Below are 20,957 nucleotides of genomic sequence, written 5' to 3' on the forward strand. Positions count from 1 at the left end.
TGGGGCGGTGCTGTGGCCCTTGAGTAGGCGTCGCTTCGAGCTAGTCGTCTCGGTCGATCATGTGCCGAATAATCAAGATCGCCATGACGCCGACCAGCGCGCCCAGGACGACCGAGTTACCGCATACAAGGACAAGCGCGAGCCAGCCTGTGTACGGTCCGCTCAGGACAACCCAGCCGTCGACCATGATCACGAGAAGCGAAGCCAGTAGAGAAACAAGGCGATACTGCGCGAAACCGCGTCCTACGGGCTTGGTTGCCGCTCGCCATCTTTTTCCGTCGCTGTCGACCATCTCATCAACGCCAAGCACACCACGCATGTCAGAAGAGAAGGCCACAGCAAGCAGCAGAATGGCGAGGATCTGCGCGATGGCGCCTGCTTCAGGAGCGGCGAACTTGAAAGCGTCGATGTCCACGATCTCAAGATATCCAGCACCAGAGGCTTGCACGAGTACGGCGCGCCTGGTCCTAGCCCCGGCAGACAAGTGAGGCTTTGCACTCGCTATGCTCCGAGACGTGATGGAACAACTGTGGAACGGCTTCTCTGGATGGTGGGCCACGATCAACTGGGGCGACGCTCCAACCTGGGTTGGTGCAGTCGGAACCACAGCAGCAGTCTTGTTCGGTGTATACACCTGGAGGGCCAAGCTACGTCGAGAGGATCTGGCCGAGTTCAACCTCGTGAAGATTCAATACAGCGTTCACGGGAACAACATCCAGATTCCTGTACACGTCCGCGCCGAAGCATTCAACTCCAACTCTCATCCGATACCGCTCATCTGTCTGTATGGGTGGGATGCGGGTTGGCGGCCTCGAGTCATGACGGTGTCGGGAGACGTCACGGTTCCGCCGAAAACCACCGCTGTGGCCACATTCAATCTCCAACGCGCCTTTCGAAACCGTGACTTCTACGTAATGGTTCAAGGATCACGAGGGCAGGAGAGGCTCTTCTCGCTTCAGGGCAAGCCCCTCGGTTTCGCAGCACGCCGCGTCATTGCTCGACAACGTCTCCGCCGCGGTTGGGCGCAGCTGAGCGCGTGGGTCCGCGGACTGTTCCCGCACTATCTTCCAGAGAGCAGGCCGACGAACTCTCGTAGAGCACGACTGGGGATGTTCTGGAAGACCTTCACCGCGTCCGGGCACGCCGCAGCTCTATTGATCTGGCGATTTCGTCCATATCGATACTTGATGCTTACAGCCGCGGGACTGCTTGCGATGGCGCTGATCGCCTTCGTTGTCCTCGGCGCGCCTGCAGCCGCCGGCATGCTTTTTCTTCTACTGCTCGCGAGCACACTCTTTGGCGCTGCGCTCTGCGCGTTGCATACGCTTTGGAGACTGCTCGATCCGAACCGCCTGGTCCTGTTCGCACCTGATCTGGGTTCTAGTCTTGATGTGATCTTCAAGAGCAACCGGCGGGTCTCTTTCGCGAACCACGCAAGAACCTTCCGCGGCGAGAGTGCAGCCGCACTCCGCGAAGCGGTGGCCACGTGGATCGACGGTCTTGAAGGATACTGGCTCGACATTCGTGCGCAGAACACACGCGTGGCTCATCACTACATGGCCCAGTTGCCCCAGCTCAAGATCGTGGGTCGCGACTGGACGGGGCACTATCGTCTCGCCGCCTTGCCGAGCGAGACGTCTGGGACCTGAGCGCCACGATGGTGCAACTACGCTATCTTTTCGGCATGGAAGACGTCGTCAGAGTCGATTTCAAAGAAGAGGACCAGCAGTGGCTGGTGACTCTCCTCAACGCCAATGGGGACACCCGTCCCGGCGAACCATTTCCTGCGTCCGGGCATGAGAACTACACCAAGCTTGAGCAGGTTCTCGCCCGTCTAACATCCCTCGGGTACCGACCTCACCGGATCCCGTACAACCACGTAAACCGCGGCTGGTACATCTTCGACGTGAGCCCACTCGACGAATGAGAAAACGGCCCCGTCTCAGCCGAAGCAAAGACGGGGCTAGTTCAATGCTCATGGGCTGATTGCGTAGTCGTTCATCTTCTGCCAGGTCTCCTCGTAGTCCGGGAATCGATACAGAAGATCCGTGAGTATGCTCCCCGGCACTAGCTGAGTCATATACAGCTCACCACCAATAGCGACCTTGCCTCGCTCGGTCCCGTCCCCGTTCTCGCCCTTGATCTGCAGTGCGAGCGCTACCACTTCTTCCCTGGTATCTGGCGCGGGCCAGGTTTCCCCGAGCGGCGGTGGCTTAGCGAAGAACATCGGCTGAGTCTCAACCTTCCGCTCGGGCTCGAAGTGCACCGAGAAGCTCGAGCGCCCCATTCGCCTAGGGGAAGCGCTCGCACTCGCGCGCGTCTTCAATGTGACGCTTCTACTCATGATCAGTGGCGGGGATGGCGGAGTAGAAGCCCTTGCCGCGCTCCGAGATGTTCGGGCTCAACTGGTGGCCGCGAATCGCAGGTTCAAGATCGGCGCTTAGATAGCTGCTGAGGTTCTCGCTAGCGTTCGTCGGATGCGCGAAGACGGCAGAATCCCCGCAGGATCGGCATACGAAGAGTGGATCGCCGAAGTTGAGGCAGATGTGCACGACCTGCTAGACGGGGGAGAGGGCGAGAGGGATGGTAAGCCTCAAGCAACGCCCTAATGGAGTTTGGCGGGCGCGCTACCGAGACCAGGACAACAAGGAGCACTCGAAGCACTTCAAGACGAAGCGTGAGGGTGAGGCGTGGCTGGTTGAGCAGAAGGCGGCGATAGCGACCGGTCAGTGGGCTAGTCCTGCTGCGGGTCGGATCATGTGGGATGAGTGGGTGTCCCGCTGGCTTGAGATGCAGGTTTGGGCGGATGGGTCGGTCACGTCGGCGATCACTTCGACGTCGTCGGTGCCGTGGCGTCAGAAGTCGATTCGCGATGTGAAGTCGGGTGACGTGCAGCTTTGGGTGACGCATGAGGCTGATCGTGGGTTGGCGCCGTCGACCATTCGCACTCGGTTGAACTATGTGCACATGGCGTTCAGGGTGTCTGTCGACAATCAGGTGATTCCGCGTTCGCCCGCGTCTCGGACGAAGGCGCCACGTCAGCGTAAGAAGTCAGTGACGATGCGTATCCTGACGGCGGATCAGGTGGCCGCGGCGCTCGAGGCTGCGGGGGAGTTCCGGCTGTTCGTCGCCGTGTGTGCGTTCGCTGGGCTGCGGCTGGGTGAGGCTGCGGGGCTGCAGGCGGGCGACATCGACTTCGAGCGCAACACCATCTCGGTTCGACGCCAGGTGCTTGGGACGTCGATTCCGTCAACCAACGTCGGCCCTCCGAAGGCGGGATCTGAGCGGGACATCTTCGTTCCGCGCGAGCTCATCGACATGCTTGCGGGTGACAAGAAGTTGTCACCTGACACTCTTTTGTTCCGAACGCCGCTGGGCCACCTCTACAACCGGAACAACGCAGGCCATGAGTGGCGCAAGATCCGAGTGTTGCTGGGCTTCGACGATGAGGTGAAGCTGCACACCCTCAGGCACACGTTCGCGTCAAACCTGATCGCATCGGGCTCCGACGTGGTGACGGTGCAACGCGCGCTGGGGCACTCTCAGCCATCGATCACGCTCGACGTCTACAGCCACTTGTGGCCGTCAGCGGAGGACAAGACGCGCTCCGCGACGCCCACATTCATGGGTCACGTTCGGGGATTGCGGGCTCCGTGCGGACTCCACTAGAAACCCCAGGTCGGGCGGGGTGCTTACCGGTAGTTGATGAACTGCAGGTCGACGTCGAGGTCGGAGCCCTTGAGGAGGGCGATCACCGATTGAAGGTCGTCGCGGCTCTTCGACTGCACGCGCAGCTCGTCGCCCTGGATCTGGCTCTTGACGCCCTTGGGGCCCTCGTCGCGGATGATCTTGTTGATCTTCTTCGCGTTCTCCGAGGAGATGCCGTCCTTGAGCGACGAGACGATACGGAACTCCTTGCCGCTGGCGAAGGGTTCTCCGGAGTCGAGGCTCTTGAGCGAGATCCCGCGCTTGATGAGCTTGGACTGGAACACGTCGAGCACGGCCTTCGCGCGCTCCTCGGTGCCGGCGATGATGAGGATCTGCTCGCCGCTCCAGGCGATCGATGCGCCCGTGCCCTTGAAGTCGTAGCGCTGCTCGATCTCCTTGCGGGCCTGGTTCAGGGCGTTCTCGGCCTCCTGGTGATCCACTTTCGAGACGATGTCAAAGGAACTGTCAGCCATACAGGGAGTGTACCGAGAGTGCGCATGCCGCGCCCCTCGCGGACTCGGGCCGGCGACACGCGGGCGTCGCGGCGTTGCTCCGCGTTCAACCGATACTTCGGTCCTAGCGTGAAGGCATGGCACGAGTCGGTGGACGCAACCTGGCGATGAGCTGGTTCGCGGGAGTGGTCTGCGCCGGTGTCGTCGCCGGACTGATCTGGCTCTCCCTGCCGATGATGCCCGTGCTCGCCGCGTTCGCCGGCGACACGTTGCGATCCATTTTCCCCTGAGCGGGACCGTCGCCTCCCGAACGCCCCGGAGGGCGAATGCCGACACGTCGGCACGCCTCCCGGAGCGCGTCCGCGGGCGGCGGTACCCTCGCACTGCACACTTCCGATGAGAGGCGCACCCCATGAGTGACCCCGAGGTTCCCCAGCCCGAGCGGCCGAAAGACGTCAATGACGTCCTCGACAGCGCGAACGAGGGTCTCGACGCCGCCGCCGCGGCCGGTGCCGACGTGCCCGCAGGCGACCACGCCGCGACTCGTGACGACGCCGCGATCCGTGACGACGCCGCGATCCGTGACGACGCCGCGATCCGTGACGACGCCGCCGTGTCCGAGTCCGCGACGACGGATGCCGCGACCGCTGTTCCCGCGAACGAGCGCGCCGCCGCTCCCGTCGACCCCGATCTCGCGGCCTTCGAGGCCGCGGAGCGCGATCACCCGGGCACGTTCTCGGCCTCGTCCGAGCGCCGGGAACCCGTCTACGGGGCGGAGGCCACCGAGGTGATCGCCGCTCCCGCCGCGCACGTCGACGAGACGCCGACGGTCGCGGACACCGCCTACTCCTCGCGTGCCGACGCCGAGACGACCATCGTCCCCTCGGAGCCGGGCTTCGTCGCGGCCGCTCCCTCCCAGCCGCAGCCGATCTTCGTGCAGGCTCCCGAGCCGCCGCGCGACCGCGGCAACCGTGGGACGGCCGGCGCGATCGGTCTCCTCGCCACCCTCGCCTTCGCCGTGCTCTATCTGGGCGCCACGCTCGGGCTGGGCGCGCTCGCGGGCGACGTCGACGGCAGCAACATCGGGCAGGCCGCTCTCGCGCCGCTGCAGACCGCGGGCTACTGGGTGCCGGTCGCCGTCTTCTTCCTCGGTTTCTGGCTGCTCGGCGCGATCATCAACCGTGGTCGCTGGGGCCTCTGGGTCGTCTTCGGCATCATCGTCGGCGCGATCGCGTACGGAGGCCACCTTCTCGGACAGCTCTTCCAGGCGCAGTTCTGGACGCTCACCGCCTCCGAGGGCGCCGACCTCATCGGCGGCCAGCTCCTCGCCCCGCTCGCGATCGTCGCCTTCGTGTTCGCCCGCGAACTCACCATCTGGTTCGGCGCGTGGGTCGCCCGCAGCGGCGCCCGCAAGACCGAGCTGAACCTCGAGGCGCAGCGCGAGTACGAGCGCACCCTCGAGGCCGGCCCGACGCTGTCGAGGTAATGGCGCACACACCGATGCCGAACCCCCGTGGACCCGAGTCCGCGGGGGTTTCGCCTGTCCTCGCGGTGGTCTTCGCCACCATCGGTTTCTTCGCGCTCGCGATCTTCGGGCTCGGTGCGGTGAGCGTGCTCACCGACAGCGACATCATCGCGACGCCGGGGTTGGGGCAGTGGCCGGGTATCGGCGGCATGGCCGCGGCAGTGCTCGCCTTCGCCCTCCTGCTCTGGTCGGTCGTCCGTCGACCCGGGCCGTCGTTCTTCTCCGCACTCGTGATCGCGGTGGCGACGGCGCTCGTGCATTTGGCCGCCGTCTGGATCGCCGTGGCGAGCGTCGCCGGCAGCGCACTGCTCGCGACGGCGGTCGCCGGCGACCTGGTGCGCGGGGGAGCGAGTGCCGTGCTGCTCCTGGCCGCGGCGATCGGCGCCTGGGCCGGGATCGCTCTGCGGCGCACCCGCGCTCGGCATCCGCGCTGGCCCTGGGAACGCGACGACGACGTCGAATGATGCGCGGCGATGACGCGCCGCTGGTTCGGCGTGTCGCTGCGGAGTGCCCGCTCCCGCGTACCCTGGTGGGGTGGAGCGCTCGTTGGAGACGCAGGTCGACCAGGCCGTCGAGGCCTGGTTGCGCTGGGTGCCGCGCTGGGAGCCGGCGACTCATCGCGGTCGGATCGCGCCCTGCCGGCGGTGTCTCGGATCCCCGCTGCTCTCCGCCGCGGGGATCGGTGCGAACGTGCCCCACGGTGTGCAGCACGGGCTGTCGACGCGGTTGAAGACGATCGTCGATCACGCGGTCGCCGAATACACCGCCCGCAATCTGCCGATGCTGCAGCGCGAACTCGATCAGCAGGCCGCGCGCAACCGCGCGCGCAGTTATCGCCCGACCGAGGACCTCGACCCCGAATTCGACGGGTTGCCGCTCGACCCGGATCCGGTTCCGGGCGCGCCCTTCCTCTTCACGATCGCCGGGCTCGCCGATGACGCGGCCGAGACGCTGCCGCCCCTGCCGCCGTTGACCGAGGAGGCGAAGGTGGCGCTGCGTCAGGAGGTCGGTCTCGCCGACGAGTACGCCAACATGGTCGGCCGCGAGATCTGCGGTCTGCTGCTGCGCCACCGCCTGCCGATCCAGGCCGCCATCGCGCGCCACATCGAGCCGCAGATCGAGGCGCTCCTCGCCGAGCTGACCCAGTCGTTGGACTCGCCCTTCGACGCCGACCCGAGTTAGCGGCGGCATCCCCCGGGGGAGCTCGCGGTCATTTGACCGGCACGTTACGCGCCATTACACTTGGTCAGGTGTGTGCACGTCTCGACGTGCGCGCTGGGCGCCGGCCCCATGGCCGGTCCGCCCCCACGGCATACCCACCACACCAAAGGCCCGTCCGTTCGGACGTGCCGGTGGGTCATGATGTGAAACCCATCACGCTGTCACCGTGCAGCATTATGAGGAGAGAACGTGCCAACCATTCAGCAGTTGGTTCGCAAGGGTCGCTCGCCCAAGGTCACCAAGACCAAGGCGCCGGCGCTCAAGTCGAACCCGCAGCAGGCCGGGGTCTGCACCCGCGTCTACACCACCACCCCGAAGAAGCCGAACTCGGCGATGCGCAAGGTCGCTCGTGTGAAGCTCCGCAACGGCACCGAGGTCACCGCGTACATCCCCGGTGAGGGCCACAACCTCCAGGAGCACTCGCTGGTGCTCGTCCGTGGCGGTCGTGTCAAGGACCTCCCCGGTGTGCGTTACAAGATCGTCCGTGGCGCCCTGGACACCCAGGCCGTCAAGAACCGTAAGCAGGCTCGTTCCCGCTACGGCGCGAAGAAGGGTTGAGTTAGATGCCTCGTAAGGGTCCCGCCCCCAAGCGCCCCGTCGTCAACGACCCGGTGTACGGCGCTCCGATCGTCACCTCGCTGGTGAACAAGATCCTCGTCGACGGCAAGAAGTCGCTGGCCGAGTCGATCGTCTACGGCGCCCTCCGCGGCGTCGAGGCGAAGAACGGTCAGGATGCCGTCGCCACGCTCAAGAAGGCGCTCGACAACGTCCGCCCCACCCTCGAGGTCCGCAGCCGCCGCGTCGGTGGCTCGACCTACCAGGTGCCGGTCGAGGTCAAGCCGCACCGCGCGAACACCCTCGCGCTGCGCTGGCTCGTCAGCTACGCCAAGGGTCGTCGTGAGAAGACGATGACCGAGCGTCTCCAGAACGAGATCCTCGACGCCTCGAACGGCCTGGGTGCCGCGGTCAAGCGCCGCGAAGACACCCACAAGATGGCCGAGTCGAACCGCGCGTTCGCTCACTACCGCTGGTAAACAGCTCCGCCCGCCCCCGGCCATCCGTCGGGGGCGGGCACCCCCTCTTCGCAGTACGACTGCCAGAAAAGATAAGGACACTCCCGTGGCACAAGACGTGCTCACCGACCTGAGCAAGGTCCGCAACATCGGCATCATGGCGCACATCGATGCTGGCAAGACCACCACGACTGAGCGCATCCTGTTCTACACGGGTGTCAACCACAAGCTGGGCGAGACCCACGACGGTGCTTCGACCACCGACTGGATGGAACAGGAGAAGGAGCGCGGCATCACGATCACGTCTGCCGCCGTGACCTGCTACTGGAACAAGAACCAGATCAACATCATCGACACCCCCGGTCACGTGGACTTCACGGTCGAGGTGGAGCGCTCGCTCCGCGTCCTCGACGGTGCCGTCGCCGTGTTCGACGGCAAGGAGGGCGTCGAGCCCCAGTCCGAGACCGTGTGGCGTCAGGCCGACAAGTACAACGTCCCGCGCATCTGCTTCGTCAACAAGATGGACAAGCTCGGCGCCGACTTCTACTTCACGGTCGACACGATCATCAACCGCCTCGGCGCCAAGCCGCTGGTCATCCAGCTGCCGATCGGTGCCGAGAGCGACTTCATCGGTGTCATCGACCTCATCGAGATGCGCGCGCTGGTCTGGGCGGGTGACGCCAAGGGTGATGTGACCATGGGCGCCTCCTACGAGATCCAGGAGATCCCGGCCGACCTCAAGGAGAAGGCCGACTCCTACCGTCAGCAGCTGCTCGAGACCGTCGCCGAGAGCGACGACGCACTCCTCGAGAAGTTCTTCGGTGGCGAGGAGCTCACGGTCGCCGAGATCAAGGGCGCCATCCGCAAGATGACGGTCGCCTCGGAGATCTACCCGGTCCTCTGCGGCTCGGCGTTCAAGAACCGCGGCGTGCAGCCGATGCTGGACGCGGTCGTCGACTTCCTCCCGAACCCGCTCGACGTGGGCTCGATCGAGGCGCACGACCCCAAGGACCCCGAGAAGATCATCGAGCGTCACCCCGACGCCAACGACCCGTTCGCCGCGCTGGCGTTCAAGGTCGCGGTGCACCCGTTCTTCGGTCGTCTGACCTACGTGCGCGTCTACTCGGGTTCGCTCGAGTCGGGCTCCGCGGTCATCAACTCGACCAAGGGCAAGAAGGAGCGCATCGGAAAGATCTTCCAGATGCACGCCAACAAGGAGATCCCGGTCCCCTCGGTCACCGCGGGCAACATCTACGCCGTCATCGGTCTGAAGGACACCACCACCGGTGACACCCTGACCGACCCGGCCTCCCCGGTCGTCCTCGAGTCGATGACGTTCCCGGAGCCCGTGATCGAGGTCGCCATCGAGCCGAAGACCAAGGCCGACCAGGAGAAGCTGGGTGTCGCCATCCAGAAGCTCGCTGAAGAGGACCCGACCTTCCGCACCGAGCTCAACCCCGAGACCGGTCAGACGACCATCAAGGGCATGGGCGAGCTGCACCTCGACATCCTCGTCGACCGCATGAAGCGCGAGTTCAACGTCGAGGCCAACGTCGGAAAGCCCCAGGTCGCGTACCGCGAGACGATCCGCAAGGCCGTCGAGAAGCACGACTACACGCACAAGAAGCAGACCGGTGGTTCGGGTCAGTTCGCGAAGATCCAGTTCACCATCGAGCCGATGGACCTGGACTCCGAGAACACCTACGAGTTCGTCAACGCCGTCACCGGTGGACGCATCCCGCGCGAGTACATCGGCTCGATCGACGCCGGTTTCCAGGACGCCATGAACGTCGGAGTCCTCGCGGGCTACCCGATGGTCGGTGTCAAGGCGACCATCGTCGATGGTGCCGCGCACGACGTCGACTCCTCGGAGATGGCGTTCAAGATCGCCGGCTCCATGGGCTTCAAGGAGGCGGCTCGCCGCGCCAGCCCGGCTCTCCTCGAGCCGCTGATGGCCGTCGAGGTCCGTACTCCCGAGGAGTACATGGGCGACGTCATCGGTGACCTGAACTCGCGTCGTGGCCAGATCCAGTCGATGGAGGACGCCGCCGGCGTCAAGGTCGTCCGCGCCCAGGTGCCGCTGTCCGAGATGTTCGGTTACATCGGCGACCTGCGCTCGAAGACCTCGGGTCGCGCGGTCTACTCGATGGAGTTCCACAGCTACGCTGAGGTTCCCCGCAACGTGGCCGACGAGATCGTCCAGAAGACCGCGGGCGAGTAACAACTTCTGGGAGCCGGGTTCCGGCCCGGCTCCCAGGTCCCCTACAACTTCACATTCCCTCTCTACTAAACTGAGATTCACACCCGTAGAGAACCGGTCGCAATCCAGTGCCCGGCACCCTCTACACGACGTCCTGAGGAGGACCCAGTGGCTAAGGCCAAGTTCGAGCGGACCAAGCCGCACGTCAACATCGGAACCATCGGTCACGTTGACCACGGCAAGACCACGCTCTCCGCAGCGATCTCGAAGGTGCTTGCTGACAAGTTCCCGTCTGACACCAACGTGCAGCGCGACTTCGCTTCCATCGACTCGGCGCCGGAAGAGCGCCAGCGTGGTATCACCATCAACATCTCGCACATCGAGTACGAGACCCCGAAGCGCCACTACGCGCACGTTGACGCCCCCGGCCACGCCGACTACGTCAAGAACATGATCACCGGTGCGGCTCAGATGGACGGCGCGATCCTCGTGGTCGCCGCCACCGACGGCCCGATGGCTCAGACGCGCGAGCACGTTCTGCTCGCCAAGCAGGTCGGCGTTCCGTACCTGCTCGTCGCGCTGAACAAGTCCGACATGGTCGACGACGAGGAGATCCTTGAGCTCGTCGAGCTCGAGGTCTCCGAGCTGCTCGCCTCGCAGGGCTTCGCCGAGGACGCTCCCGTCGTCCGCGTCTCCGCTCTCAAGGCCCTCGAGGGCGACGAGAAGTGGGTCCAGTCGATCCTCGACCTCATGGAGGCCGTCGACGAGAACGTGCCCGACCCGGTGCGCGACAAGGACAAGCCGTTCCTGATGCCCGTCGAGGACGTCTTCACGATCACCGGTCGTGGAACCGTCGTCACGGGTCGCGCCGAGCGTGGCACCCTGGCCATCAACTCCGAGGTCGAGATCGTCGGACTGCGTCCGACCGTCAAGACCACGGTCACGGGTATCGAGATGTTCCACAAGCAGCTCGACGAGGCATGGGCCGGCGAGAACTGCGGTCTTCTGCTCCGTGGTACGAAGCGTGAGGACGTCGAGCGCGGCCAGGTCATCGTGAAGCCGGGTTCGGTCACGCCGCACACCGACTTCGCGGGCACCGCGTACATCCTGTCGAAGGACGAGGGTGGCCGTCACAACCCGTTCTACACGAACTACCGCCCGCAGTTCTACTTCCGCACCACCGACGTCACCGGCGTCATCACGCTGCCCGAGGGCACCGAGATGGTCATGCCCGGCGACACCACCGACGTGACGGTCGAGCTGATCCAGCCGATCGCCATGGAAGAGGGCCTCGGCTTCGCCATCCGTGAGGGTGGACGCACCGTCGGCGCCGGTACGGTCACGAAGATCATCAAGTAAGCATCTGCTTCCTGCACAAGGGGTCGGACCTTCGGGTCCGGCCCCTTTTGTGTTCCCCCGGGATGCTCGAGGATCCGGTATCCCAAACCCGTACCCCTATCCACTTGAATAAAACACGAAGTGTTGGATAGTGTGAATACCGCTGTGCCGAAGCATGGCGGAGCAGGCATGTGTTCGAGCCCTAGGTCGAACCGGCGCTGCAGCGGCCAGGGAAACCCGAAGCTTCCCTGAGCCGCTGATCTGCGCGCGCCTGCCTGTATCGGGGAGAGCCTGCGCGTCGGGGAGTGGCGCGCGGGATGAAGGGGAGTATCACCATGCGTTCGAACGCGCGTCGGCAGAAGCAGCAGCACGCCCGGAAATTGACGGCGATCACTGCCATCGTCTCCGTGATCGCCGGGGCGTTTGTCGCCGGTATCTCGGCTCAGACGGCGTCGGCCAACAGCTGGACCCCCACCGTCTCCGTCGAGAGCGTGGATCCCTCGGGCGCCGGCAAGGACTTCGTTCTCGCCGAGGAGAACGTCGGGTTCGACGTCGCGGTCTCGAACGCCTCGGGTGGTCGGCAGTTCAACCTCAGCCTGATGGCCATGGTTCCGGCATCCGTCTCGTTCGTCTCGGGCGGCGAGTTCGGCGCCCCGACGGTGTTCACCGAGGGCCAGGTGCTGCCCAACCGTACGCGCACCGCTGCCACCGACCTGCCGAGCTGCACGGACCTCGGCCTCGTGGCCGCCCCCGCAGGCTCCGCTCAGCCGAACCTGTGCGCGGTCCCCGCCGGTCAGCAGGTCTGGGTCTGGTCGAACGTCAACGACCTCCCGCAGGGCGCCACCGTTCCCTCCACGATCACGATCGCCCCGGCATCCGACGCCTACCCGGTCGGCAGCCGCATCGACTTCTCGATCCGTGCGTTCACCAGCGACGACCCCGCGCGTCTGCCCACCTTCGACGGCTCGACCAGCGTCTCACGCACGGCCGACCACACGTCGGGTGCGGGCTTCGCGGATGACGATGTGCCGGTCAAAGCGCTCCGTGTCACCAAATCCGAGCCCAGCGCCGAAGACGAACGTCTACGTGGCGCGCACGGCGAACCCACCGTCTACACCGTGACCGTGCAGAACACGAAGCGTGAGGCGACCCTCGGCGCGACCGTGACCGATTACCTCCCCGCCGGAATCGAGTACCTGGGTGACGGCACCACCGTGGACAATTCGGCACCGGGTGCCGAATACCCCACCGCGCCCCGCCTCGGCGGTGGCGCGATCGACGGAGAGACCGTCGAGACGGTGTCGCTGACCGAGGCGCAGGCGCTGGCATTGCACCTCCCCGGTGCCGGCGTCTACACCAAGGTCACGTGGCTGCTCGGCGACCTCGCGGCAGGCGAGACCCGTACCCTCCAGTACCGCGCCGTCGTCCCGCTCTTCGCCAACGCGCAGTGGGCCGCGGGCTCGGCGCCGTCGGCCGAGAGCGGCGAACAGACGGCGAACCTCGACAACAACACGGGCGCCTCCACCCGCCACGGTGCCACGGATGCGCCGACCACCGCGCAGACGTTCCGCAACCTCGCGTCGGTCGTCGGTACCTACCAGGGGCCGGTCTTCGGCGGCGACGACTCTTTGCGCGCCAGCTCCGATGACGATGACGAGCTCATCGAAGCGGTCGACGTGCGCGTGCTCAAGAGCGTCGACTCGAGCGGACTGTTCTCGACGGGCTCGGTGGCGATCTACTCCATGCAGGTCGACGTCAGCGAGTACGTCGATGCGAGCGACATCATCCTCACCGATGTGATCCCGAACGGTCTCTGCCCCGCGCTCCCTGCTGGTGAGGCCGACGCGACCCTCATGATCGACGGCGCGACCGTCACCGCCGAGCGCTGGAACTCCGAGGTCCCCGGCGAAGCGTGCAACTACCCGACGACCGCGCGCGGCGCCGTGCTCTCCGACGACCTGACGGTCGTCTCGATCGACTACGACCGCACCGACGGCACGTTCACCGTCGTCTTCTCCGCCGACGACCTCATCGCGGGCGAGACGATGACCGGCCGCTATTCGGTCATGCAGCGCCCCAACTACAGCGGCACCAGCGGCGGCACGAGCTCGGGCGACAGCTTCGTCAACCGGGTCACCGTCACGGCGCAGACCGACCCGATCGCCGCCATCGCGAACGACCCGGTGCTGAGCGCGCGCGTCGGCGGTGCCCGCCTCGTCTCGGACGACTCCGCCGCGATCATCACCTCGGGCTTCACCGGACTCACGAAGACGGTCCTCGAGCGCGGTAGCGACCTCACCACCGATCCCGAGGCCTGGGTGAAGGATGCCGTCCAGCCGTTCTCGCCCGGCGACTCGGTCTGGTACCGCATCGAGATCCCGTTCGCGAAGGGGATCGACATCCGTAACCCCGAGCTCGTCGACTACCTCCCCGAGGGCGTCGCCCTGCAGGAGGTCCGCTACGCGTACACAGGCTTCCCGGAGGGTGCGTCGACGACGACCCCGGTCGCCTACGGCTCCTCCGGATTCCCCACCGACTTCATCCCGAACCCGGTGACGACCGAGTCGTCGCTCACCTGGGAGTTCGGCTCGCGCAACCGCGGGGGCAGCGACCACCGCTTCATGCCCGCGGGTAGCACGGTGACCGTGTACATCCGCGGAGAGGTGCAGGCGCAGTCCGCATCGCGCGAAGAGGTAGACAGCCCGAAGAACCAGGCGAAGTACCAGCAGGTCAACGTCAACGGCGAGATCTCCTTCCGTCGCGACGACGCGGGCATCGACCTCGACTGGGGCTCGACGCTCACCAAGGGGATCGCCGCGGTCAACGGCGCCGCGACGCCGGACGGTTCGCGCTTCGGTGCACGCACCGAGACGAACCAGGTCGTCCAGGGCGACAAGGTCGAGTTCCGGGTCGATGTCACCGCTCCGCAGAACTCGACCACCGACTACGTCGTGTGGGACGTTCTCCCGGCAGGAGTGAAGAAAGCGGACGTCGCCGATCTCACCGCGGCGATCTACGACGGGACGACCGAGGCGACCGTCACGGACGTGACGGCGGCAGCGTACGACACCGCAGACATTCCGGCGGGTATCGCGCTGAGCAGCGCCTACACCGGGCGTTCCATCGTCGCCTGGACCGTGCGCGCCTCGGTGCCGGGGTCGACGCCGGCGACGGATGCCACGCCCGAGGTCGCCCGCGGCCTCTCGCTCGGGTACACCCTCACGGTTCCCACCGGCATCGCCGACGGCGGTGCTCCTGCGCAGCTCACGCAGAGCTACGTGAACACGGCCGGCATCGTGAGCTACGGCATCGAGAACTCCGCGACGAAGACCACGACCGTCGTTCCTCAGGCGGATGCCGGGGGGCAGCAGCTCACGAACCGCACCCCGCAGGCCGGGGAGGTCGAGGTCTCCGATATCGACACGGTCGACACCGCCGAGGTGCACCTGCCCGACGTCGCCGTGGCGAAGCGTCTCGTCTCGACCGAGGTGGGCCCGACGACGGGCACGCCGTTCGGGGAGGTCGACCTCGGCACCTCTACGCGCAACGCCGCGAACCAGATCGTGCAGGGCGAGTACGCGACCTTCGAGTACTCGATGACGATTCCCGCCCGCACCACCATCCGCGGTGCCGTGCTCTCCGACGGCGGCTCGCTGAGCACCGGTGGCGCCGGTGTCACGTATCAGTACGTCGCCGGCAGCGCGACCTTCTTCGATCCCTCGGGCGAGGAGCTCTCGATCGAGGACGGCACCGACACGTTCCAGACGGCGGAGACGGTCGGGAACACGCACGGTGTGCTCACCTTCCCGTCGACGTACACGAACAGCAGCACCGAGCCGCAGACCTTCCGGGTGCAGATCGCCGCGTGGGTCAAGGATCGTGACGCCGCTCCGGCGAACGCCGCAGCACCGCAGATCGCCAACGGCACGCAGCTGACGAACACGGCGACGCTGAGCTTCCTCGACCCGAACGCGACGGGCGGCTCGCGCCTCACCCGCACCGCGAACGCCCAGGTTCAGTTCATCGAGCCCGCGCCCAAGCTGACCAAGACGGCATCCGCCGCGACGGTCGGTGCCGACGGCACGGTGACGTACACCCTGCGGGCCGAGAACGGCGCCAACCGCGTCTCGTTCTACGACTCGGTCGTGCTCGACTGCGTCCCGGCCGAGATCACCCCCAGCAACCTCTCCGCGACGTCCGGTGACCCGCGCATCGTCGGGGACTGCGCGATCGGAACGGGCAACGTCATCCAGCCGGGTTCCGGACCGGGAACGCTCATCGAGTGGACCATCCCGGTGATCGACGGCACCGGCCCGACCGGCGCCCCGACGCTCACCTACACCGGAACCGTCGAGACCCGGGCCGGCGGCGGCTCGACGTTCACCAACCGTGCCGAGCTCAAGGGGTACACGCTTCCGCTCGTGCTGGGTGATGACGCCGACACGGCGGACCGTCGCGGCACGGTCGCGGCGGTCAGCGCCGCGACGGTGCGGATGCCCGAGGCATCCATCGCCAAGACCGTCAGTCCGGGCACCGCACCGGTCGGCGACGTCGTGACGTATACGCTCACGACCACCCTCCCCGCCAGCACCAACTTCTACGACGTCGTGCTCACCGACCTGCTTCCGGTCGGTGTGGAGTACCTGCCGACGGGTACGCGCACTCAGACGACGAACTGGGCCGGCGCGCCGAACGCGCCGACGATCGGAGCGCCGACCCTGAACGGTCGGACGCTCAGCTGGAGCATCGGACCCGACGACATCGCCGCCTGGTCCGCCACTCGCACCATCACCGTCACCTTCCAGGCGCGCGTGACCTCGAGCGTCACCGCTGCGGCGCCGAGCAACACCGGGACGTTCGCGTGGAGCTCCGTCGACGGTTCGACGGTGCCCGCCGATCGCAAGTCGCCCACCTCGACCGCCACGGTGACCCTGCTCAATCCGAGCGTGACGATCGCGAAGGCCGTGAAGACGGCCGGAGCGGATGACTCGACGTACGCCGCGAGCAGGACCGGCGACCCCGACCGGACCTTCACCTACCGCGTGCGCGTCACGAACGCCACGGGCGCGGGTACGGCGCCGGCCCACGGAATCGTCGTGACCGATCGCGTCGATGCCGGTGTGCGCATCGACACGGCGCAGGCGGCGTTCGCCGAGGCGACGTTCTCGGACGAGCAGGCGATCCAGGACGGACGCGGCGGCACGATCACGTGGACGCTCGCCGGCCCGCTCGGCAACACGAGCGGCAGCAACGTGCGCGATCTCGTCTACCAGGGCACGTTCGTGGCCTCCGCGTCGCTGCGCGCGGTCGCGCTGAACAACGCCGTCGGCGTCTCGCAGTACTCGTCGGCGGCGACGGACGGCTGGATCTATCGCCCCGGCGGAACCCGCCCGGGTGGTGCGACCATTCCGACCACCAACACCACGGCCTCCGCGAGCGTGACTCCGCTCTTCCCGAGCATCCAGCTGCAGAAGAGCATCACCAACCCCGGAACGCAGGCCTTCGTCGGCGAGTCCTTCTCGTGGAGCCTGCAGGCGCGGAACACCGGTGCGGGCTCGGCGCAGACGATCACCCTCGTCGACACCCTGCCGAGGAACTGGCGATACGACGACACGGTCGCCCCGCGCATCAGCATCGGCGGTCAGACCGCGATCGCCCTGGCCGCACCGGAGATCACCGCCGAGGGCGACCGGCAGATCCTCACCTGGGTCGTCGCGTCGTCGAACACGTCGCCGCTCCTCCCCGGCATGACCGGGGGATCGGCGGATGCTCAGCGCACCGTTCTGGTCACCTTCTCCGCGAAGCCGATCGCGGAGGCGACCACGACGGCCGGCTCGAGCCTGGCGACCAACCACACCAACACCCTGTCGGGAACGGCGACGGACACGACGGGCGTGACCCGCAATGCGACCGGGATCTACGTCGGCACGAACGCGCAGGCGAACGCGCAGATCGCCCGCGCCGACCTGAAGATCGTCAAGCAGGCGATCGGCGGCGACGCCCAGGGCGCCTGGACGGCCGGTGACACGGTGCGCGGCGGGTACACGCAGCCGCAGTGGCGTATCACGGTCACGAACCAGGGGCCGGACGCGGCGAACGGTCCGTTCCGCGTGACCGACGACGCCACCCTCCCGGCAGGCGTCACGACCGGTGCCTTCACCGCGCGGTACTACAGCGGTGCGGCCGACACCACGGGCACCGCGCTCTCGCTCTCGGGTGCGGGCACGGCATCCGACCCGTTCGTCGTCGGGACGACCGGCACCACGCTGAAGTCCGACGGCTCCGACCGGATCGTGCTGATCGCGAACGTCACGATCCAGGCGCCCGCCACCGGCACGGCCGAGAACACCGCAGCCGTGACCGGCCGCACCTACGAGGCCCCGGCCGACATCGCGAAGGACAACGAGGCCACGGCCACGAAGCCCATCTCGAGCGCCGCCGACCTCTCGATCGAGAAGACGGTGAACACGGCGGAGGTGACCGCGGGACGCTCGATCACGTGGAGCATCGCGGTGCGCAACAACGGTCCCTCGGTGTCGGCGTCGACGGCGGAGGACACGATCACCGTCACCGACACGATCCCGGAGGGGATCACCGATGTGGTCGACCCCTCGGCGGGGCTCACGGCGTGGACGGCCTCGGCGTCCGACGGCTGGCCCGCCACCGCCGGCGACACGATCACCTGGACGTTCACGGGCAGCCAGCTGGCGGTCGGTCCGGCACAGGATCTGTCGCTCACCGGTACCGTGCTCGCATCGTGGACGCCCGACGACGGTGACATCGCCAACACGGCGACCGTCATCCCGGGGGCGACCACCGATCCGACGACCACCAACAACTCCGACGAGGTCACCGTCTCGCCGGGAGACGCGACGACCCTCGCGATCACCAAGACGCGCGTCGTGGACGACGGCGGCGTCTGGAAGGACGCCGCTCAGTTCGGCGCGCCGCTGCCCGACGTCGTCGCCGGCGAGACGGTCAGCTACCGCGTCGTCGTGACGAACAACGGTCCGGCGGATGCCCGCGACGTCAGCGTCGAGGACGAGGTGCCGAGCATGCTCGCCTTCGCCTCGGTGCAGGACGAGAAGGGCACGTGGACCCGCACGGCGGGTCCCGCCACCCGCGACACGTTCACCGTCGACGGCACCGTGCCGGCGGCCGCGGGGGACAACACCCGCGCGTTCGTCGTGACCTACGCGGTCGACGCCGCGCTCGCGCCCGGTTCGGTCGTCGAGAACTGGGCGACCGCATCGGCGACCAACGCCACCAACGAGCCGCGCGACGGCGACACGACGGACTCCGACCGCGTCGCGGATCTCGCGATCCTCAAGCAGGCGCTGGATGCCGAGGGCGTCGCCGTCGCCGCGGGGGAGAACCCGGAGGTGACCGCGGGCACGCAGACGCGATTCCTGCTCACGGTCACGAACGAGGGGCCGAGCTTCTCGAGCGCGCCGATCACGATCAGCGATCAGCTTCCGGCAGGGCTCACCTACAGCTCGTCGACCATCTCGATCGGGGGAGTCGAGGCATCCGCCGCTGCGCCCGCGGTGTCGGAGAACGGACGCACGATCTCGTGGACGGCGCTGACCGAGGCGCAGACGCTCGAGGTCGGATCGACCATCGTGATCGTCGTCACCGCCGACGTGGCCGCGGACGTCCGCCCGCAGACCCTGGTCAACGAGGTCGACGTGACGGGTCCCGACGACTTCGACCCGGCGAACAACCACAGCGAGGCCGAGGTCGACATCGTCACCCTCGCCGAGATGACGGTGCAGAAGGATGTCGCCGACGGTCCGTGGATCGCCGGTACCGAGGTCGAGTACACCATCACGGTCGACAACGAGGGGCCGTCCGTCGCGGATGCCTTCCTCGCCGACGTGCTGCCGGCCGGCCTCGCCCCCGTCTCGATCTCGGGCGAGGGCTGGACGTGCGACGAGGATGCCCAGAGCTGCATCCGTCGTGGACACCCGCTGGGAGAGAGCACGATCACGGTCGTGGCCCTTGTCGAGTCGAACGTGCCCACCGGCACCGAGCTGACGAACACGGCGAACCTGTCGTGGACCGACAGCCGCAGCGACTCGCCGCATTCCGACAGCGACGCTGCCGCGATCGACGTCACCACGGATGCCGACCTCGGCCTCGTCAAGACGGCGGTCGACGTCGAGGGCGCCGAGGTCACCTCCGCGGTCGCGGGGGAGAGCGTGCGCTACCGGATCGAGGCGGCGAACTTCGGCCCGAGCGACGCGGTCGGCCCGATCACGGTCACAGACGCGCTGCCGGCCGGCATCCGCTTCACCGGCCTGACCGGTGACGCCGCCGAGGTGTGGTCCGCGCAGGCCGACGAGGCGGAACCGCAGACCGTGACCTTCACGCTGCTCCCTGCCGACGCCGGGCTCGTGAACGGCGCCGCAGCACCGTCGATCGAGTTCGAGGCCGCCGTCGACCCGTCGGTCGCGCACGATGCGGTGCTCACCAACACGGCATCCGTATCGTCGGGAACGCCGGACTCGAACCCCGAGAACGACGAGGACTCGGCCGATGTCACGATCGCTCGCGAGGTCGATCTCTCGATCACGAAGACCCACGATGCGGCGGCCGTGCGCATCGGAGACGAGCTCGCCTTCGCGCTCGAGGTCCGCAACAGCGGTCCCTCCGTGGCGACCGACGTCGTCGTGACCGATGTCGTGCCCGCCGGGCTCAAGGTCACGACCGCCGTCGGTGACGAGGTCGGCGCCGACTGGTCGATCGAGAGCATCGAACCGGTGGACGCGGAGGATGCGAGTGCCGGGACCCGCGTGGTCGCGCGCTACGCGCTTCCGATCGCGCCGGGCGAGACGGCATCCGTCCTGGGCGTGAACACGCGCGTGCTCGTGGCGGCGTACTCCGAGGTCGTGAACGTGGCGGATGTGTCCGCCGCCGAGATCACGGACGCGCACCCCGACCGCACCCCCGGCGACAACCGTGCGTCGGACGTCGTCGCCGTCCCGCCGATGGCCGCCCTGGTCGTGACCAAGACCGCCGTCGGGGAGTTCCAGGTCGGCAGGGCCGGGTCGTACGAGATCGTCGTGCGCAACGACGGTCCCACCGCCGACCCGGGGCCGATCACTGTGACGGACGCGCTGCCCGACGGGCTCTCGTTCGCCGGATCTCCCGACGAGGGAGTGCGGGTCGACGGTCAGGTCGTGACCTGGACGCTCGAGGACGGCCTCGCGGTCGACGAGGAGATCACCCTCACGCTGCGCGTGAACGTCGGTGAATCCGCGTACCCCTCGGTCACCAACGTCGTCACGGTCACCTCACCCAGCGAGCAGACCTCGGATTCGGTGCTGACCGACGATGCGACGGTCGACGTGAAGGCGGCCGATCCGCTCGCGACGACGGGCGCCGAGATGGCCTGGGGCCTGCTCGCGGTCGCCCTGTTGATGATGGTGTCGGGCGGGCTGTTCGTCGCTGCGCGTCGTCGCTCTTCCGTCGGTACGTCCGTGCATGCAGAATGAGGG

At 67.1% G+C, this 20,957-nt stretch carries 15 protein-coding genes; 12 read left to right on the plus strand and 3 right to left on the minus strand.

The features are described from left to right. Positions 1–40 precede the first annotated feature (40 nt). A complete protein-coding gene (locus ACIPVN_RS13220) occupies positions 41–415 on the minus strand; it encodes a hypothetical protein (protein WP_400443576.1) in 375 nt (124 codons plus the stop codon). Positions 416–515: 100 nt separating this feature from the next. Between ACIPVN_RS13220 and ACIPVN_RS13225 the strand changes: the two genes are divergently transcribed. After that, positions 516–1,649 carry a hypothetical protein gene (locus ACIPVN_RS13225; RefSeq protein ID WP_400443579.1) on the plus strand — a complete coding sequence of 378 codons (1,134 nt, stop codon included), beginning with the start codon at positions 516–518 and terminating at the stop codon, positions 1,647–1,649. Positions 1,650–1,684: 35 nt separating this feature from the next. Then, positions 1,685–1,927 carry a hypothetical protein gene (locus tag ACIPVN_RS13230; protein WP_400443581.1) on the plus strand — a complete coding sequence of 81 codons (243 nt, stop codon included), beginning with the start codon at positions 1,685–1,687 and terminating at the stop codon, positions 1,925–1,927. A 48-nt stretch (positions 1,928–1,975) separates the two neighbouring features. Here ACIPVN_RS13230 and ACIPVN_RS13235 read toward each other — a convergent pair whose 3' ends face one another. Next, a complete protein-coding gene (locus tag ACIPVN_RS13235; RefSeq protein WP_400443583.1) occupies positions 1,976–2,227 on the minus strand; it encodes a hypothetical protein in 252 nt (83 codons plus the stop codon). A 356-nt stretch (positions 2,228–2,583) separates the two neighbouring features. On the opposite strand from ACIPVN_RS13235, the gene ACIPVN_RS13240 reads away from it, so the two are divergent. Next, the gene (locus ACIPVN_RS13240; RefSeq protein ID WP_400443586.1) at positions 2,584–3,669 is read left to right on the plus strand and encodes a tyrosine-type recombinase/integrase; all 1,086 of its coding nucleotides are present in this window, start codon (positions 2,584–2,586) and stop codon (positions 3,667–3,669) included. A 23-nt stretch (positions 3,670–3,692) separates the two neighbouring features. Here the strand turns inward: ACIPVN_RS13240 and ACIPVN_RS13245 are convergent, their stop codons facing one another. Further along, a complete protein-coding gene (locus tag ACIPVN_RS13245) occupies positions 3,693–4,181 on the minus strand; it encodes a YajQ family cyclic di-GMP-binding protein (RefSeq protein WP_400443589.1) in 489 nt (162 codons plus the stop codon). A 116-nt stretch (positions 4,182–4,297) separates the two neighbouring features. Between ACIPVN_RS13245 and ACIPVN_RS13250 the strand changes: the two genes are divergently transcribed. The 9 genes from ACIPVN_RS13250 (at position 4,298) to ACIPVN_RS13290 (ending at position 20,954) form a co-directional block, all read left to right on the plus strand. Further along, positions 4,298–4,450, plus strand: coding sequence for a hypothetical protein (locus tag ACIPVN_RS13250; RefSeq protein WP_247634091.1), 153 nt, complete (start codon positions 4,298–4,300; stop codon positions 4,448–4,450). Between the two features lie 122 nt (positions 4,451–4,572). Further along, the gene (locus tag ACIPVN_RS13255) at positions 4,573–5,646 is read left to right on the plus strand and encodes an ABC transporter (protein ID WP_400443593.1); all 1,074 of its coding nucleotides are present in this window, start codon (positions 4,573–4,575) and stop codon (positions 5,644–5,646) included. A 65-nt stretch (positions 5,647–5,711) separates the two neighbouring features. Beyond that, positions 5,712–6,149 (plus strand): hypothetical protein, encoded by a 438-nt coding sequence (locus ACIPVN_RS13260; RefSeq protein ID WP_400443595.1) that lies wholly within the window; start codon positions 5,712–5,714, stop codon positions 6,147–6,149. 70 nt (positions 6,150–6,219) lie between these two features. After that, positions 6,220–6,867, plus strand: a complete 648-nt coding sequence (locus ACIPVN_RS13265; RefSeq protein ID WP_400443598.1) for a spermidine/putrescine ABC transporter substrate-binding protein — start codon at positions 6,220–6,222, stop codon at positions 6,865–6,867. A gap of 228 nt (positions 6,868–7,095) precedes the next feature. Then, positions 7,096–7,464, plus strand: coding sequence for a 30S ribosomal protein S12 (rpsL, locus tag ACIPVN_RS13270; RefSeq protein ID WP_017201609.1), 369 nt, complete (start codon positions 7,096–7,098; stop codon positions 7,462–7,464). Between the two features lie 5 nt (positions 7,465–7,469). Further along, positions 7,470–7,940, plus strand: a complete 471-nt coding sequence (rpsG, locus tag ACIPVN_RS13275) for a 30S ribosomal protein S7 (RefSeq protein WP_017201608.1) — start codon at positions 7,470–7,472, stop codon at positions 7,938–7,940. 85 nt (positions 7,941–8,025) lie between these two features. Then, positions 8,026–10,140, plus strand: a complete 2,115-nt coding sequence (gene fusA, locus ACIPVN_RS13280) for an elongation factor G (protein ID WP_400443601.1) — start codon at positions 8,026–8,028, stop codon at positions 10,138–10,140. A gap of 147 nt (positions 10,141–10,287) precedes the next feature. Then, on the plus strand, positions 10,288–11,478 hold the full coding sequence (gene tuf, locus ACIPVN_RS13285) for an elongation factor Tu (protein ID WP_042538710.1): 1,191 nt from the start codon (positions 10,288–10,290) through the stop codon (positions 11,476–11,478). Positions 11,479–11,774: 296 nt separating this feature from the next. Further along, positions 11,775–20,954, plus strand: coding sequence for an isopeptide-forming domain-containing fimbrial protein (locus ACIPVN_RS13290; RefSeq protein WP_400443606.1), 9,180 nt, complete (start codon positions 11,775–11,777; stop codon positions 20,952–20,954). Positions 20,955–20,957 lie beyond the last annotated feature (3 nt).

Origin of the sequence: Microbacterium sp. NPDC090003 (assembly GCF_044748385.1) — a bacterium.
Taxonomy (GTDB): Bacteria; Actinomycetota; Actinomycetes; order Actinomycetales; family Microbacteriaceae; genus Microbacterium.

Coding starts and splice junctions, on each gene's coding strand:
- ACIPVN_RS13230 (WP_400443581.1), top strand. CDS start 1,685: ATGGAAGACGTCGTCAGAGTCGATTTCAAAGAAGAGGACCAGCAGTGG.
- ACIPVN_RS13235 (WP_400443583.1), bottom strand. CDS start 2,227: ATGTTCTTCGCTAAGCCACCGCCGCTCGGGGAAACCTGGCCCGCGCCA.
- ACIPVN_RS13240 (WP_400443586.1), top strand. CDS start 2,584: ATGGTAAGCCTCAAGCAACGCCCTAATGGAGTTTGGCGGGCGCGCTAC.
- ACIPVN_RS13245 (WP_400443589.1), bottom strand. CDS start 4,181: ATGGCTGACAGTTCCTTTGACATCGTCTCGAAAGTGGATCACCAGGAG.
- ACIPVN_RS13250 (WP_247634091.1), top strand. CDS start 4,298: ATGGCACGAGTCGGTGGACGCAACCTGGCGATGAGCTGGTTCGCGGGA.
- ACIPVN_RS13255 (WP_400443593.1), top strand. CDS start 4,573: ATGAGTGACCCCGAGGTTCCCCAGCCCGAGCGGCCGAAAGACGTCAAT.
- rpsG (WP_017201608.1), top strand. CDS start 7,470: ATGCCTCGTAAGGGTCCCGCCCCCAAGCGCCCCGTCGTCAACGACCCG.
- ACIPVN_RS13290 (WP_400443606.1), top strand. CDS start 11,775: ATGAAGGGGAGTATCACCATGCGTTCGAACGCGCGTCGGCAGAAGCAG.